Source organism: Rhizobium sp. 9140 (assembly GCF_900067135.1).
GTDB lineage: Bacteria > Pseudomonadota > Alphaproteobacteria > Rhizobiales > Rhizobiaceae > Ferranicluibacter.
Genome location: NZ_FJUR01000001.1, coordinates 2932184 through 2948111 on the forward strand (window position 1 = coordinate 2932184; position 15928 = coordinate 2948111).

At 64.3% G+C, this 15928-nt stretch carries 13 protein-coding genes; 3 read left to right on the forward strand and 10 right to left on the reverse strand.

The annotated features are described in order from the left end of the window. Positions 1-193: 193 nt before the first annotated feature. The gene (locus tag GA0004734_RS13745) at positions 194-1543 is read right to left on the reverse strand and encodes a sigma-54-dependent transcriptional regulator (protein WP_092934539.1); all 1350 of its coding nucleotides are present in this window, start codon (positions 1541-1543) and stop codon (positions 194-196) included. Beyond that, positions 1540-3288: a sensor histidine kinase gene (locus GA0004734_RS13750; RefSeq protein WP_245292422.1), complete on the reverse strand. Its 1749-nt coding sequence runs from the start codon at positions 3286-3288 to the stop codon at positions 1540-1542. Before GA0004734_RS13750 ends, GA0004734_RS13745 begins: the two co-directional genes overlap by 4 nt. Positions 3289-3602: 314 nt before the next feature. Here GA0004734_RS13750 and GA0004734_RS13755 point away from each other — a divergent pair, with 314 nt between their 5' ends. Further along, positions 3603-4934, forward strand: a complete 1332-nt coding sequence (locus tag GA0004734_RS13755; RefSeq protein ID WP_092934543.1) for a dicarboxylate/amino acid:cation symporter — start codon at positions 3603-3605, stop codon at positions 4932-4934. Between the two features lie 250 nt (positions 4935-5184). Here GA0004734_RS13755 and GA0004734_RS13760 read toward each other — a convergent pair whose 3' ends face one another. The 7 genes from GA0004734_RS13760 to GA0004734_RS13790 form a co-directional block, all read right to left on the reverse strand. Further along, positions 5185-5331 (reverse strand): DUF1127 domain-containing protein, encoded by a 147-nt coding sequence (locus GA0004734_RS13760; protein ID WP_092934545.1) that lies wholly within the window; start codon positions 5329-5331, stop codon positions 5185-5187. Between the two features lie 270 nt (positions 5332-5601). Beyond that, complete coding sequence (locus tag GA0004734_RS13765) at positions 5602-6159, reverse strand: fasciclin domain-containing protein (protein ID WP_092934547.1); 558 nt, start codon at positions 6157-6159, stop codon at positions 5602-5604. 161 nt (positions 6160-6320) lie between these two features. Then, the gene (locus GA0004734_RS13770) at positions 6321-7040 is read right to left on the reverse strand and encodes an anti-sigma factor (RefSeq protein ID WP_092934549.1); all 720 of its coding nucleotides are present in this window, start codon (positions 7038-7040) and stop codon (positions 6321-6323) included. After that, positions 7037-7579, reverse strand: a complete 543-nt coding sequence (locus GA0004734_RS13775; protein WP_092934551.1) for a sigma-70 family RNA polymerase sigma factor — start codon at positions 7577-7579, stop codon at positions 7037-7039. Before GA0004734_RS13775 ends, GA0004734_RS13770 begins: the two co-directional genes overlap by 4 nt. A gap of 195 nt (positions 7580-7774) precedes the next feature. Continuing rightward, a complete protein-coding gene (locus GA0004734_RS13780; protein ID WP_092934553.1) occupies positions 7775-8383 on the reverse strand; it encodes a DedA family protein in 609 nt (202 codons plus the stop codon). A 66-nt stretch (positions 8384-8449) separates the two neighbouring features. After that, positions 8450-9208: a sulfite exporter TauE/SafE family protein gene (locus GA0004734_RS13785; protein ID WP_092934555.1), complete on the reverse strand. Its 759-nt coding sequence runs from the start codon at positions 9206-9208 to the stop codon at positions 8450-8452. A gap of 153 nt (positions 9209-9361) precedes the next feature. Further along, entirely contained in the window at positions 9362-10888 is a 1527-nt protein-coding gene (locus tag GA0004734_RS13790; RefSeq protein ID WP_092934557.1) for an aldehyde dehydrogenase (NADP(+)), read from the reverse strand. 268 nt (positions 10889-11156) lie between these two features. Here GA0004734_RS13790 and GA0004734_RS26775 point away from each other — a divergent pair, with 268 nt between their 5' ends. Next, positions 11157-11972: a type IIL restriction-modification enzyme MmeI gene (locus GA0004734_RS26775; RefSeq protein WP_348626092.1), complete on the forward strand. Its 816-nt coding sequence runs from the start codon at positions 11157-11159 to the stop codon at positions 11970-11972. 35 nt (positions 11973-12007) lie between these two features. Then, positions 12008-14533: a class I SAM-dependent DNA methyltransferase gene (locus tag GA0004734_RS13795; RefSeq protein ID WP_348626093.1), complete on the forward strand. Its 2526-nt coding sequence runs from the start codon at positions 12008-12010 to the stop codon at positions 14531-14533. On the opposite strand, the gene GA0004734_RS13800 is transcribed toward GA0004734_RS13795, so the two are convergent. After that, a complete protein-coding gene (locus GA0004734_RS13800) occupies positions 14467-15906 on the reverse strand; it encodes an FAD/NAD(P)-binding protein (RefSeq protein WP_092936302.1) in 1440 nt (479 codons plus the stop codon). The two genes, GA0004734_RS13795 and GA0004734_RS13800, sit on opposite strands and share 67 nt — an antisense overlap. Positions 15907-15928: the final 22 nt, after the last annotated feature.

The window sequence follows — 15928 nt, forward strand, 5'->3', positions numbered from 1 at the left end:
CAACCGAAAAAAGGTGCGTGGGTCGAAAATAAAGAGATACAGGCATCCGAACGGCTGACTGCGTGAAGAAAGCGATGGGGACACCGGAGCAAGGTCGTGGGAACAGCGACCCGACCGGCATCCCGGCCCACACTACCGCCGGAATCCTTCAAGCCGCATTAATGCGTCCTATTTTTGGGGTGAAGATGCACCCCTATTTCCGGGCAAAGTCGCTGCGGACGATCCTGTACCGCTGGAGCTTGTCGTAGAAGGTCTTGCGGGGAATGCCGAGCGCCTCGATCGTCCGCTGGACGTCTCCCCCGGCCTCGCGAAGAGCCGTACGGATGAGCTCCGCCTCGATCCGGTCCATCCGTTGCGGCAGCGAACCGGCTCCCGTATCCGACACATCCAGCGTGCCCGCAGACGCCCCCTCCGGCGAAAAACCCAGCACGGTCCGCTCGGCGAAATGGGTGAGTTCGCGCACATTGCCGGGCCAGTCATGATCAGCCAGATAGCGACGCACGGCATCGGTCATAACGGGCACGTCCCGCTTGAAGCGCGATGCGGCCCGGACGGCAAAGGTGGAGAACAACAGCGCAGTATCGTCGCGGCGCTCGCGCAGGGGCGGGATCGACAGCGTCACGACATTCAGCCGGTAATAGAGATCCTCGCGAAAATCGCCGCGAGACCTGGGATCGCTGAGGTCCACCTTCGTCGCCGCCACCACCCGCAGATCGACCGGGCGCACCTCGTTGGTGCCGAGCGGCGTCACCTCGCGCATTTCCAGCACGCGCAGCATCTGCACCTGCGTGGAAGGCGCCATGCTCTCGATCTCGTCGAGAAACAGGGTGCCTCCGCTCGAATGCTCGATCCGACCCACGCGCTTCTTCTGCGCGCCGGTGAAGGCGCCGGGTTCGTGCCCGAAAAGCTCGCTCTCGATGACCTGCACCGGCAGCGCACCGCAGTTCAGTGCGACGAAATGTCCCTTCGCGCGCCGGCTCCAGCGGTGCAGCAGCGTCGCCACGACCTCCTTGCCGCTGCCGGTCTCCCCTGTCATCAGCACGTCCACATCCGTATCGGCGATCTGACGGATCGTCTCACGCAGGCGCTCCATAGCGGGGGTCTGCCCAATCAGCAGTCCGCCGTCCCGCGCCTCTTCCGCCGCATCGCGCAAAGCCCGGTTTTCCAGTACCAGCCGGCGTTTCTCGCTCGCATGCATGACACCCTGCACAAGCCGGTCGGTCGCAAACGGCTTCGGCAGGAAATCATAGGCGCCATCCCGGATTGCCTTCACCGCCATCGAAATATCGCCGTGCCCCGTCATGAGGATGACGGGGATATCCGGATCGATGCGGCGGATACGGTCGAACAGCTCCAAACCGTCGATGAGCGGCATGCGGATGTCCGTGACGACGACGCCGGAAAAGCGCGGATCGAGCAGGGCCAGCGCTTCCAGCGCGGAGGAGACGGCGGTAACGGTGAAGCCGCCGAGTTCCAGCGTCTGCCGCGTCGCCTTCAGAAGATCGCGGTCGTCATCGACCAGGAGAACGCTGACCTCGCTCATGCCTGTGCCCTTTTCAGGTGAATGGTGAAATGCGCCCCACGATCCGAACTCTCGACGGCGATGCGCCCGCCGTAGTCGGCAAGGATATCCCGCGAGATGACGAGCCCGAGCCCGAGGCCACGCTCCTTGGAGGTGTTGAACGGGGTAAAGAGCGCGCTCATGATATCCGGCGAGATGCCCGGACCGTTATCCCGGACATGCAGAAGGACAGCGTCACCTTCCGTCTCGACCTCGACATCCACCCGCGCATCGATGCGGCCGGACAAAGCCTCCAGTGCGTTCTGCAAAAGATTGATCAGCACCTGCTCCAGCCGCACGCGATCGCCGAGCACCAAGAGATCCGCGTCCGGCAGGCCGATCTGCAGCGCATCCAGTCGCCCGGCGAACCGGCTCTTCAACAGCATGACGGCGCTCTCCACGATGGCGCGGACGGACACCGGCCCGGCCGGCGCCCGTCCCTTGCGGGAAAACGTCTTCAACTCATCGGTGATGCTGCCGATCCGGTCGGTCAGTGCGGCGATGCTCTCGAGATTCTCGTCGACCGGCCCCATCTGCGATCGCGTCAGGAACACGCGGGCATTGTCGGCGTAGGCGCGGATGGTGGCGAGCGGCTGGTTGATCTCGTGCGCGACGCCCGCCGCAACCTGTCCGAGGATGGCAAGCCGGTTGGCATGGACGAGTTCCTGCTGCACGCCCTGAAGCTTGGTTTCCGTCGCCCGGTGACCGGCGATCTCGTTTTCCAACCGGTCGCGTGCCGATGTCAGGGCTTCCGTGCGCTCGCGCACCCGCCGCTCCAACTCCTCGCGCGCGGCCAGTTCCCGCGCGAGCCGCCCGATTGCCTGCTGCCGACGGGCCAGCAGAAACGCCGCCAGCGCGGCCAGCGGCAGGACGACCGCGAGGCCTTGCAAACGCTTGCTCTGAACCGACGCAGCGACGGCGGCTTCGGTCTCCACGAGATAATCGAGGCTCCAGCCCGTCGAGGGCACGGCAACGGCGAGACGCAGAAAATCCCGCTGGCGCTCACCGGGCATGACGGCGCTCACCCGCTCGACACCCGGCGACATCCTCTCAAGTACAGTGATCGGCACTGGCGTCAGCGGCGCATCGCCGAATTGAAGACTGGTGCGGATCGCATCGAGGCTGTCGGGGGCGAGCGGCGTCATCGCCATGAACCGCCAGGAGGGAACACTGGTGATCAGCACGACGCCGTTCTGGTCGGTCACGAAGGTCGGCCGCCCCGCCACGCTCCAGTCGGTCTCGATCTGGTCGAATTCCATCTTGGCCACGACGACGCCGAGAGGGCCGGATGCGCCTTCGATCCGCTGCGAAATATAGAGACCCGGACGTTTGCTGACCGATCCGAGCGCGAAATGCTCGGCCGTCCCCGCCGCCATCGCCTTGGTAAAATATTCGCGGAACGTATAGTCGTTGCCGACAAAGCTCGTCGGCTCCTGCCAGTTGCTCGATGCAATCGCGATTCCGTCCCGCCCGATGACATAGATGACGGCTGCGTTCGTATCGGCGACGATCTCCTCCAGCTTGCGGTCGAGGCTCAGGCTGCGCTCCGGATTGGGCCGCTCGAGCGTATCGGCAAGCTGACGATCCCGGGCCAGCAGCATCGGCAAGGCACGCGGTCGCTCCAGAACGGCTCTGAGATGCGCGACCTTCAAGCTGGTATCCGTGCGGGCCTGCGCTTCCAGCGTCCGGAGCGCATCCTCCCGTCCGAGATACGACCCCGCCAACATCCCCACCATCAGGCCGGCAAGGACAAACGCCCCCAGGACGACCCAGGGAAGAACGCGGTTCCAAGGCGTGGCAGTCGGACGGATCTGAAGCGGATGATGCATATCCTATTGTGCATAAATTCGGACAAACCACAAACGGTGTCGTGCGGAAATCCGCATGACCTGTCTCTACGTCCGACTGGCGGTAGGATCTTCTTGAGGAAAAACAATAGGCTGACATGCGTCTGAAAACTGGCACGCTCTTTGCAAATCCCTCTTTTGAGTAGGAACAGTCCCGGGAGAGCCAGTTGGCGGGGGACGCAAGGAGGAACGACATGCACGCGATACCCGAACCGATGGCACCCCAGGCGAAGCTGCCCTTCTACCGACATCTCTATTTCCAGGTCCTCACCGCGATCATCGCGGGTATCCTGCTGGGTCACTTCTACCCGCAGCTCGGAACCCAGCTGAAGCCGCTCGGCGATGCCTTCATCAAGCTGGTGAAAATGATCATCGCGCCGGTCATCTTCCTCACCGTCACCACCGGCATCGCCGGCATGTCGGACCTCAAGAAGGTCGGCCGCGTCGCCGGCAAGGCGATGCTGTACTTCCTGACGTTCTCGACGCTGGCGCTTGCTGTCGGCCTCGTTGTCGCCAACCTCGTACAGCCGGGCGCGGGCATGCACATCAGCGCGGCTTCGCTCGATGCGACGGCTGTAGAGACGTATACGACGAAGGCGCATGAGGCGAGCATCGTCGGCTTCCTGATGAACATCATCCCGCAGACCATCGTCGGCGCCTTTGCCGATGGCGACATCCTGCAGGTCCTGTTCTTCTCCGTGCTGTTCGGTGTGGCGCTCGGCATGGTCGGCGACAAGGGCCGTCCCGTCACGGACTTCCTGAATGCCGTGACCGCCCCCATGTTCCGCCTCGTGGCCATCCTCATGAAGGCCGCACCGATCGGTGCCTTCGGGGCCATGGCCTTCACCATCGGCAAGTACGGCATCGGCTCGATCGCCAACCTTGCCTTCCTCATCGGCACCTTCTACCTGACGGCCGCGATCTTCGTCTTCGGCATCCTAGGCGCTGTCGCCCGCTATAACGGCTTCTCGATCCTGGCGCTCATTCGCTACCTCAAGGAAGAGCTTCTGCTCGTCCTCGGCACCTCGTCTTCGGAAGCAGCGCTTCCCGGCCTGATGGCAAAGATGGAGCGTGCTGGCTGCAAGCGCTCGGTCGTCGGCCTCGTCATCCCCACCGGTTACTCGTTCAACCTCGACGGTACGAACATTTACATGACGCTTGCCGCCCTGTTCATCGCCCAGGCGACCGATACGCCGCTCGGCTACGGTGACCAGATTCTCCTGCTGCTCGTCGCCATGCTATCGTCCAAGGGTGCGGCGGGCATCACCGGCGCCGGCTTCATCACGCTCGCCGCAACACTCTCGGTCGTTCCCTCGGTTCCGGTCGCCGGCATGGCGCTGATCCTCGGCATCGACCGCTTCATGTCGGAGTGCCGCGCGCTCACCAACTTCATCGGCAACGCGGTCGCAACCGTCGTCGTCGCCCGTTGGGAAAACGAACTGGACAAGGACCAGCTCGCCGCAGCTCTCGCCGGCAACGCCCCGCCGCTGGTCGAACCGGTGCCTGCCCTTCAGGCTGCGGAATAACCTTCGAATTGCACCGGATGCCTCTCGGCTTCGGTGCCACCCTCCCCCGGCATCGCCCGTGGGGTGCCTCCCAAGGCCGAGACCCCCGCCACAAGCGGGGGTTTCCATTTGCCCGGTCAAAGCATTTCGCCCCCCGGATCAGCCAAGACCCGCCTCCGTCGAATGCTCAAAACGCGAAACGCCCGCGACAAGGCGCGGGCGTTTGGTGGGGCCGTCCGGCGGGCGCCGGCGGCAGGCATTCAATGTCGGATCAGAGAGCGGCGGCCGAACGGGCGACGGTGCGGATATCGCTGCGGGCAATGCCGAGATCGTTGAGTTCGCGGGTCGTCATGCGGCCGAGTTCGTTAACCGTCTGACGGTACTTGCGCCACGTGCTGAAAGAGCGTGCTACGTTCATGATATTCCCTTTCCAAGGTCTTCGAGGGGCCTTTCGAAACACCGTCTGGTGTTTCCGAGTGCCAGACCCCGTTGCTGTTCGATGACCGTTTTATACGCCTCCACACCGCCACCAACCAGCGCAAAGCCCTCAGGCCACCCATGCGCCAGCCGCACGGCTTTCCCGCATTCAATCGGTTCGCTCCCTTAGCAACACATGGCGGCAACATATGAAAAGCCGACCGCCCCTTTCGGAACGACCGGCTCGTCATATCGCGCTATCGCTGATAGCTTACATCTTCGGCAGAAGAACCTTGTCGATGACGTGGATGACGCCGTTCGACTGCTTTACGTCGGCAATGGTGACATTCGCCACGCCGCCGGTTTCGTCGGTGAGCGTAATCTTGCCGCCCATTTCCTTGGCCTTCAGCACGCAGCCGCCGACGGTCTTCACGTCATGTTCGCCGCCGTCGTCCTTGATCATCTTGGCGATTGCCGTGGACATCGCATCGGCAGCAACCACGTGGCAGGTCAAAACCTTGGTCAGCTGGGCCTTGTTCTCGGGCTTCAGGAGCGTCTCAACCGTACCCTTCGGCAACGCTTCGAAAGCTTCGTTGGTGGGGGCGAAGACCGTGAAAGGACCCTTGCCCTGCAGGGTCTCGACCAGACCGGCCGCCTTGACAGCGGCGACGAGCGTGGTGTGGTCCTTGGAGTTGACGGCATTTTCAACGATGTTCTTGTCTTCGAACATGGCGGCGCCGCCGACCTTCGGGTTGGCAGCATAAGCGGAAACGGCGGTGGCGGAAACGAGTGTCGCAAGGGCGATGGTACGGAGTGCGGACGTCAACATGGATGGTTCCTCTTCCTGTTCGGTTCTCGGCCCGGCGCGGTCGCGCCTTTCGGGGCGTCACGTCTCGGGTGACAGACAAGAGACGAGCCGGCCGCAGAAAGAGTTTCGGCCGGAGAGAGCCCCGGCCGAATAAACATTAAGATGTGTTAAGAAAATTCCGGTCAGGGATGGCGCGCCTGCCCGGCCGCGATCACAGGCCCGGTCGGCAGGCCGGTCGGCGACCCGCCGGGCGGCTCGACGCTGACGGCAAGCGTCATACCATCGCCAAGGTTCGCCCGCAGCGCTGCGGGAACCTCAATCACGCCGCGGCCGTCCTGCGGCAGGACACCGAGCGGCACGGGGGCGGCATCGCCGCCCGGAACCATCCACAGCTGCAGAGAGCGTGGCTGCGCCGCATCGGCGGCAACCGGCGTCACGGCGATCCGTCCGCTCGCAGCATCGTAGGAGGCGAGCAGTGCCAGAGGCGACCCCTCGCCCGTCATGGACGCAACAAGCGGGGCCGGCGGCGTCGCAGATCCGAGCAGTCCTTGCTGGACGGCAACCATAGCGAGGACCGCCGCCAACGAGGCGAAGGCGATGCCGCGCCAGAGCGCCAGGGAATGCCACCATCCGCCACGTGAGGCGCCGGCTGCAACGGGAGTGCCGAACAAGCGCGCTTCGATCTTCGGATAGACGGTGCGCGCCGGCGTTTCCTCGCCAGCCGGCTCCAGCGGGCTCAGACGGTCTTCCCACTGGGCGACAAGCAGGGCGAACGCCGGTTCGCGCTCGATCCGGGCTTCCAGCCGCTTTCGGTCGGCGAAGGACAGCACGCCCACGGCATACTCGGCGGCAAGCACCTCGTCGCGGGAGCGGTCTCTGTCGCTGTCATCCAACTCGGTCATCGCTCCAGGCACTCTTTCAGTTTCAGGAGGCTGCGGCGCAGCCAGGTTCGCATCGTATTGAGCGGCACGCTATAGCGCTCCGCCAGTTCCTGGTAACTCAATCCCTCGACATAGGCGTTCCGGACGGCATCCGCCCGCTCCGGGGGAAGTTCGCCCATGCACCGGTCGATCCGCCGCCCCTCGCCGAGGCCGATCGAGACGGCCTCCGGATCAGGGCTGCCATCAGCGATCTCGAGCCCCTCGTCACCGATCGTGTCGGCTGCCGGCCGGCGTGCCCGGATCATGTCGATTGCCTGGTTGCGCGCGATCGCCGCCAGCCAGCCGTTCGGATTTACGCCCGTCGCCGCATACCGGTCGGCACGCTGCCAGATTTTGACGAAGACATCCTGAAGAGCATCTTCTGCATCCGCCCGATCCTTGAGGATACGCAGGCAGATGGCAAAGAGTTTCGGGGAGACAGCGGAATAAAGCGACGCCAGCGCTGCACGATCGCCCATGGCGACCTTTGAAATCAGTCCGGCGATGTCAAGACTGGGCACGAAGCCGCCTTTCTCACGGGAGACGCGGCCTTGGTGGCCAAGACGCCTTCGAACAACGAGCCGCCGTCAGGCCGCTCCTCCACACTGCAGCGCTAGATATAGCGCTTTATTTCACTGTCCAGTGACGTAAGCGAGCATTTCCAGCCCAGGATCGCACTGGGCGCCATTGCCGTCAAAACGGCGATAAAACGACCGCTACGCATCGCTCGGTTGCGGCTTGAAGGTTGCAACACGGTAGCCGTAGAAAAGAACGATCAGCACGAAGATGCCGGTGGAGACCGGATCGACATAGGTCGAAACGACATCATAAGCCTGACCGAGCAGATAGCCCGCGAGCGCCAGCCCGGAGGTCCAGGCGACGGTTCCGATGAGCGAGAAGATGGTGAAGGTGGAGAGCGGCATACGGGCAATGCCGGCGGGCACCGAGATCAACGTGCGAATCGTCGGGATGAGCCGTCCGACAAGGATGGCGGTTGCCCCCTTCTCGCGAAACCGCCGGCTTGCCGCGTCTACGTCCGCTTCTGTCAGCGTCAGCCAGCGCCCATGCCTTGCTGCCAGCCGCTTCATCCGCGCTTCGCCGAGCTTCCGCCCGGCATAATACCACGGCATGACCCCGAGCAGCGATCCGATGCTGCCGGCAACGATGACGGTCACGATCGACATATCGCCCTGCGAGGCACGATAGCCGGCGAGCGGCATGATGAGTTCCGACGGGATCGGCGGGAAAATGTGTTCCAGGAACATGAGAAGCGCGATGCCCCAGGGGCCGAACATCTGCATCAGGCTTTCAACGATATTTTCCATGGGTCCTCGAACAGGGGTATTGTTCCGGCCCCAATGTGATGTTGCTGCGGTGCGAAAGGAAGAGGCTTACCGCACGAGTGTGATCACGTAATCGGCAATAAGTTTGATCGACAGTATCATCAACGTGAACTGCACGATCTGGAAGAACAGGCCATCGGGGATGACGAGCGTGAGCCGACGGCCCGCAATCGTGCCGAAGACAGCGGCCGGCGCCAGCCAGAGGACCAACGAGGTGTCGTAGTTGGAGAACTGCTGCAACTGCCAGTACGGAAAGATTTTTGCGACATTGACGATGGCGAAAAGGATGGTGGACGTCCCGGCAAATGTCATTTTCTCCAACCGCTGCGGCAGCACATACATCTGGTAGGGCGGCGCGCCGGAATGGGACACGAAGCTCGTCAGTCCCGTCAGCGTTCCCCAGAAGAGACCGCCTCGAACATCGGCCTCACGAGCGGCCTTCCGGTAGCGCGCGCCGAACCAGATGTTGAGGCAGAAGAGCACACCGACGAGCCCGACGAGCGCGCCGATGACCACGGCCGAGAGATGGGCGCTGAACATCCAGCCAAGAAACACGCCAAAGAGCGCCGCAGGCGTCAGGATGACCAGGTTCCGGCGCGAGAAGTCCTTGCGGTAGAGATAGAGCCCGACCATGTCGCTCGCGACATAGATCGGCAACAGCAGCGCCGCCGCCGTCACGGGCGAGATGACGAGCGCCAGCAGCGGCACGGAAATGGTGCCGACCATCGGCAGCCCACCCTTGGACAGACCGACCAGAAAGGCGGCGACGACGGCGATGGCGACCACCAGCGGCGTGTGTTCGATCATGGAATTGCCGGCGCGGACGCCGCCTTAACGCGAGAGGATGCCGCAATCGAGGCTCCTCCGGAGACCGCGGCGTGTCCGCCGATCTCTTCAGGATCGGCGGCACGTCGTCAAGTCCAAAGCTGCCCGGTGGGCCGTCCGAGGAAGCGTCGAAACTTAGCGGACCAGAGCTTCCGGCAGCAGTGCCTGCGGCAGGTCCTGATAGCTGACCGGACGCAGGAAGCGATAGATCGCCAGCGTGCCGACGGACGTCGTGCGGCCGTCCGACGTTGCCGGATAGGGTCCGCCATGGACCATCGCCGGAGACACCTCGACGCCGGTGCCGAACCCGTTGACGAGCAGGCGCCCGGCCAGAAGTTCGAGCTTCGGCAGGAGCTTGCGGGCCGCTTCGTGATCCGCTTCGTCGATATGCAGCGCAGCCGTCAGCTGACCTTCCATCGCGTCGATCACCGCTTCCAGTTCGCCGGCATCGGCGCAACGGATAATGAGACCGGCAGCCCCGAAGACTTCGTCCTGCAATTCGTGATGCGCGAGGAAGGCCTTGGCGCTCGTCTCGAACAAGGCGGCACGTCCCTGCGTAGCGGTGCCTTCCAGCCCCTGTGCCAGCGTCTTCACCTCGGCATGGCCCGAAAGGCGGGCAACGCCCGAAAGATAAGCCTTGCAGATGCCGCTGGTCAGCATGGTCTGCGCGGGAATGGCGCTCAGCGCCTCGCCGGAGGCCGCGATGAAGGCATCGAGTCCAGGCCCGTCGATGGCGAGGATCAGGCCGGGATTGGTGCAGAACTGGCCGGCGCCGAGCGTCAGCGAGCCGGCAAAGGCCTTGCCGATGGCGGCACCGCGAGTGGCGAGCGCATGTTCGAACAGGATGACCGGGTTGATCGAGCTCATCTCGGCATAGACCGGGATCGGCATCGGGCGTTCCGCCGCGATCTTCATCAGCGCCGTACCACCGGCTCGCGAGCCGGTGAAGCCGACGGCGCGGATGCGATAATCAGCCACCAGTGCCTGACCGATTGCGCGGTCCTCATCGAACAGCATCGAGAACGTTCCAGCCGGCAGGCTGCAATCTGCAACCGCCTTCTGTACGGCGCGGCCGACGAGCTCCGACGTGCCCGGATGGGCGGAATGCGCCTTGACGATCACAGGGCAACCGGCGGCAAGCGCCGAGGCCGTATCCCCACCGGCAACCGAAAAGGCCAACGGAAAGTTGGAGGCGCCGAAAACGGCGACCGGGCCGACGGCGATGTTGCGCAGGCGCAGGTCCGGCTTCGGCGCGGGCTTGCGCTCCGGGTCCGGCGCATCGAAACGCAGGCTCTGGAATTCGCCGGCCCGCACTTCGGCGGCAAACAGCCGAAGCTGGCCGACCGTCCGGCGCCGCTCGCCTTCCAGTCGTGCGCGCGGCAGGCCGGACTCGGCCATGGCGCGCTCGATCAGGCTATCGCCGATGTCGAGGATATTCTGGGCGATGGTTTCGAGAAACGCCGCGCGAGCTTCGAGCGCCGTCTCGCGATAGATGCCGAACGCCTCCCAGGCGAGCGCTGCGGCTTCTTCCACATCGGCAACCGTCGCACCCGAGAAGACCGTGGGCAGCGCCTCACCTGTTGCGGCGTCGTACCCGGCGATTGCACCGCCCTGCCCGCGCCGCGCCGTTGCACCGATGAGAAGTTCGCCTGTGAGGGTCATGCTTGTCTCCTTGGTCCTGTCATGAGGCAGCGTCCGATGCCACCGTTCGCCACGGCGCCTGTCGCACCGCAGCGTGTGGAGGTTTGTATAGGGTGTGGCGCCGGTGATTTAAACCGCAAGAGCCGGATTACCACACAGCCCTGCAGAATTTCGACTTTCACCCTAAGCCAGAGACAGCACGTAAAACGAGCATCAGGTTGAAATGTAATTTATACTTGCATCTCGGTCAGGAGTCTCCCAGAGATAAACGGATGCAAGGGGGACGTGCGTGCAGTCCGCAGTTGAAACGTTCATTCGTCGGTGGCAGGGACAGGAAGGTGGGCAGGAGCGCGCCAACTACGCCCTGTTTCTCACTGAACTCTGCGATCTTCTCGGCCTGCCCCACGCCCAGCCAGCCGCCGCCAGCACCGAGGGCAATGATTACGTCTTCGAGCGGGTGGTTCGCGAGCCCAACCGCGAAGGCGCACCCACGCGCCGCCGGATCGACCTCTATAAGCGTGATTGCTTCGTGCTGGAGGCCAAGCAAAGCCGGATCTTCGGCGACAAGAGCCTGCGCGGCACGGCGGGCTCCGCAGAGAACATGCTGGCCTTCCCCGGTATGGAGCCGCAGACCCGCGGCCGGCGCGGAGCCGGTCGCGCCTGGGACGTGCTGATGCGCAATGCGCGCGCGCAAGCCGAGGATTACGTGCGTCTGCTACCGCCCGATCATGATCCTCCACCTTTCCTCCTCGTCTGCGACGTCGGCCACTGCATCGAAATCTACGCGAACTTTCGACGCGACGGGAAGGCCTACGACATCTTCCCGGACCGACGCGCCTACCGCATCTATCTGGAAGACCTGCGCGACGAGACTGTGCGCAAGCGCCTCGTCGCCATCTGGTCCGATCCGCTGTCTCTTGACCCCGCCCGCCACGCCGCCAAGGTCACCCGCGAGATCGCCACCCGGATCGCCAAGGTCTCCCAAGCACTGGAGAAGGCGGGCCATCCCACGGAAGACGTCGCGATGTTCCTGATGCGCGTGCTGTTCACCATGTTCGCCGAGGACGTGGACCTTCTGCCACGCAACAGTTCAAGGTCCTGCTGAAGGACTGTGCCGATCGGCTGGAAATCTTTCCCGGCATGATGGAGGAGCTTTGGCGCGCAATGGACGAAGGCGGCTTCTCCGCCACCATCCGCCACCCGGTGCGGCGTTTCAACGGCGAGTTCTTCCGCAATCGCCGTGCCCTGCCCCTGCGGCGCGAGGAGATCGGTGAACTGGCCGCCGCGGCAAACCACGACTGGAAGGATGTCGAGCCCGCCATTTTCGGAACTTTCCTCGAACAGGCGCTCGACCCGACCGACCGCCGCCGCCTCGGCGCGCATTACACGCCCCGTGCCTATGTGGAGCGGCTGGTCATCGCGACCGTCATCGACCCCTTGCGGCTGGAGTGGGCCGGCATCCGCGCGACAGCGGACCGACAGAAGACCGAAGGCCGGGAGAAGCAGGCGATTGCCAGCGTTCAGGCGTTTCACGACCGGCTCTGCAACCTGCGCATCCTCGACCCCGCCTGCGGCACCGCCAACTTTCTCTATGTCTCGCTGGAACTGATGAAAACGCTGGAAAGCGATGTGCTGGAGGCGCTCAACGATCTCGGCGGACAGGAAGCGCTGCACGGGCTGGAGAGCCACACCGTCGATCCGCACCAGTTTCTCGGACTGGAGGTCAACCCCCGTGCCGCGGCCATCGCCGAACTCGTCCTCTGGATCGGTCATCTGCAACTGCACTTCCGCAACAATGGCGGCATCCCCTCCGAGCCGATCCTCAAGGCGTTTCACAATATCCGCTGCATGGATGCGGTTCTCGCCTCACCCGGCGATCCTCGTCCACCGGACTGGCCGGAAGCCGACTACATCGTCGGCAACCCGCCCTTCATCGGCGGCAAGGACCTGCGCAACCGAATGGGCGACGCTTATGCGCAAGCCCTTTGGGCCGCGCACCCCCACATGAACGAGAGCGCCGATTTCGTGATGTACTGGTGGGACAGGTCCGCCGAGCTTCTGACCCGCCAAGGCACCCGCCTCAAGCGCTTCGGCTTCGTCACCACAAATTCGATCAGCCAGGTCTTCCAGCGCCGCGTCCTGGAACGCCATATGAGCGCCAGGTCGCCGGTCTCGCTGGTCATGGCGATTCCCGACCATCCCTGGACGAAGGTCACGCGCGACAGCGCCGCCGTGCGGATCGCCATGACCGTGGTCGAAGCCGGCAGGTTGGAAGGACGGCTGATGGAGGTGGTCTCGGAAGACGGCGTGGCGACGGATACGCCGGTGATCCTGTTTCGCGAGACGTCCGGCAGGATTAACGCGGACCTGACCATCGGCGCCGATGTCTCCGCCGCGGGAGGCCTCAGGGCGAATATCGGGATCTGCTCGCCCGGCGTCAAACTTCATGGGGCGGGCTTCATCGTCAGCCGGAAAGAGGCGGAGCATCTCGGACGTGGCAGGCATGCCGGTCTCGACACGCACATCCGGGCCTATCGCAACAGCCGCGATCTGACGAGCCGGCCTCGTGAGGCGATGGCCATCGACCTCCTCGGGCGAACGCAGGAGGACGTGCGCACATTCTACCCCGAACTCTACCAGCATTTGAGGCTGACCGTGAAGCCGGAACGGGACCGCAACAACAGGGCGACCTACCGCGACAACTGGTGGATCTTCGGCGAACCGCGCCGCGAGCTTCGCCCGGCCCTTGCCGGCTTGTCCCGCTACATCGCCACGGTCGAGACGGCAAAGCATCGCGTCTTTCAGTTCCTCGATGCGGATATCCTGCCCGACAACATGCTGGTCGTCATCGCCACGGACGACGCTGCGGTCCTCGGCATCCTCTCGTCCCGCTGGCACGCGATGTGGGCGGCGGCGCAGGGTGGCACGCTTGAAGACAGGCCCCGATACTCGAAATCCCGCTGCTTCAACCCCTTCCCGTTCCCTATTCTGGCGGACACGCACCGGAACCGGATCGGCCTTGGCGGTGAAGCGCTCGACGCCCATCGCAAACGCGTGCTTGAAGCCCATCCCCACCTGACATTGACCGGCCTCTACAACGTGCTCGACCGCATCGTCGCCGGCACGCATCCCGACCGCTTGGAGCCGAGGGAACGCCGGATCTTCGAAAACGGTCTCGTTCTGATCCTGAGAGAGCTTCACGACGAGTTGGATATGGCCGTGGCCGCCGCCTATGGCTGGCCGGCAAACCTGCCGCAAGCCGACATGCTGGCCCACCTCGTTGCCTTGAACAGGGAACGCGCCCGGGAGGAGAAGCGTGGAATCGTTCGCTGGGTCCGCCCGGACTACCAGATCGAGCGCTTTGGCTCCGAAACCGAAAGAGCGCAGCAGATCGAGGCCGATCTCGGCCTTCCCCAAAGCGTTGCTGCCGCTTCAGCAAGCCTGCCACCCTTCCCCGCCCGCGACGACGCCGCGCAGACCGCGCTTGTCATCGATGCCTTGATTGCCAGCGGCGGTGCCGTCGATGCGGCCGACATCGCCGGACGGTTCCGCCAGGGACAGCGGATCCGCCCGGCCGTCGCCAGCGTGCTCGCATCTCTCTACCGGATGGGGCTGGTCTCCACCTCGGACATGGGAAGAACGTTCGCATTCCGCCGCGCGGCGTGAGCTTTGACCAGCGCAATATCCGCGATGATGGCGCCGGCAACCGTCTGTGCCTGGACGCGGATATCCGGCACCGCCGTGATCTCCCAGAACTGTCCGGCCGTCAACGCACCCACGGCAAAGAGACCCCGGCGAGCCACGCCCTCGGCGCCGATGGCGCGCGACATCTCATCGACCTGCAAGCCGAGGCCCAACCGGTCGGGAATGATGATCCCCTGATCCGACATTTCAACCAGCAGGGGCGAATGCCCGATGCCGGCGCGCTCCATACCGGTGCAGTTGACCACCCAGTCGACGGGCAAGGACACGACATCCTGCAAACCGCGTGGCCGGTAGCAAAGGCAGGGCCGGTTTCCGTCGATGCCGATATCGCGCAAAAACCCGGCATGAACCTTCACGGACCCATCGCGACGCAGCGCATCGAACTGCTCGAACACGGTCGGCGCGACACGGTGGCGGTGGATGTTCCACCAGGCAAGAGCATGCCGCAGGAAGCGGGACCGCTCGGGCGGGGAAAGCCGCTGCCACAGAGCCTGCGTTCGCGGTCGCAGGCCATCCATCACCGACCGCCATTCCGCACCAGCACGGACCTGGGCGCGCAGCGCCTTCAGAATACCGCTGATCGTCAGAGGATCTTCGGGAAGGTACGGCAGCACGGCCGTGCCATGATGCCGGGCATGAGCATGCGGCACCAGCCCGCGCCGCGAGAGAACGTGGATCACGCCACGATGCCCCCGTCCCCGCAGCGTCAGCACTTGGTCGATCATCGTCAGGCCGGAGCCGAGGATACAGATGGTGTCGTCCGGCTTCACCTTCGAAAGCCACTTCAGCCGCCACGGATTGCGCACCAGCCGCCGGCGCGCAGCGTCTGCGATCCGCTCTTCCCGAAGCGGCAGATCCGCCGTGCCGACACCAAGACACAGGGCCACGGCACGCGCATGCAGGCTCTCGCCATCCGCCAGTTGAAACAGCAGCCCGTCTTCCTGCGAGCGGACGCATCCGGTCGCTTTTGCCCGGATGAAATCGAGTTTGGGGCGCGCATGGCGATCCCTCAGCAGAGAGGCGAGCGTATCGCGGAGATAGAGCCCATAGTCGCCCCGCGAGGCAAACTCGTCGCGTGAGATACCGCGCCCCTGCCGCTCCAGCCAATTGAGAAAATGATCCGGCTCGTCCGGGAACAGGCTCATGCGCCCCGCGGGCACGTTCAACCGGTGAAGATGGAACTCGGTGCGGTAGGCGGTGCCCCGGCCAAAGGCCGGATCGTCACCGACAACCGCGATGGTGGCCGACGGCGGCAGCGACCGCAACAGGTGAACGCTGACCGCGATGGCCGAAAACCCCGAGCCGACGACCGCAACATCATAATGCAAGAGCATCCCCTCCGTCTGTGTTCGGCGC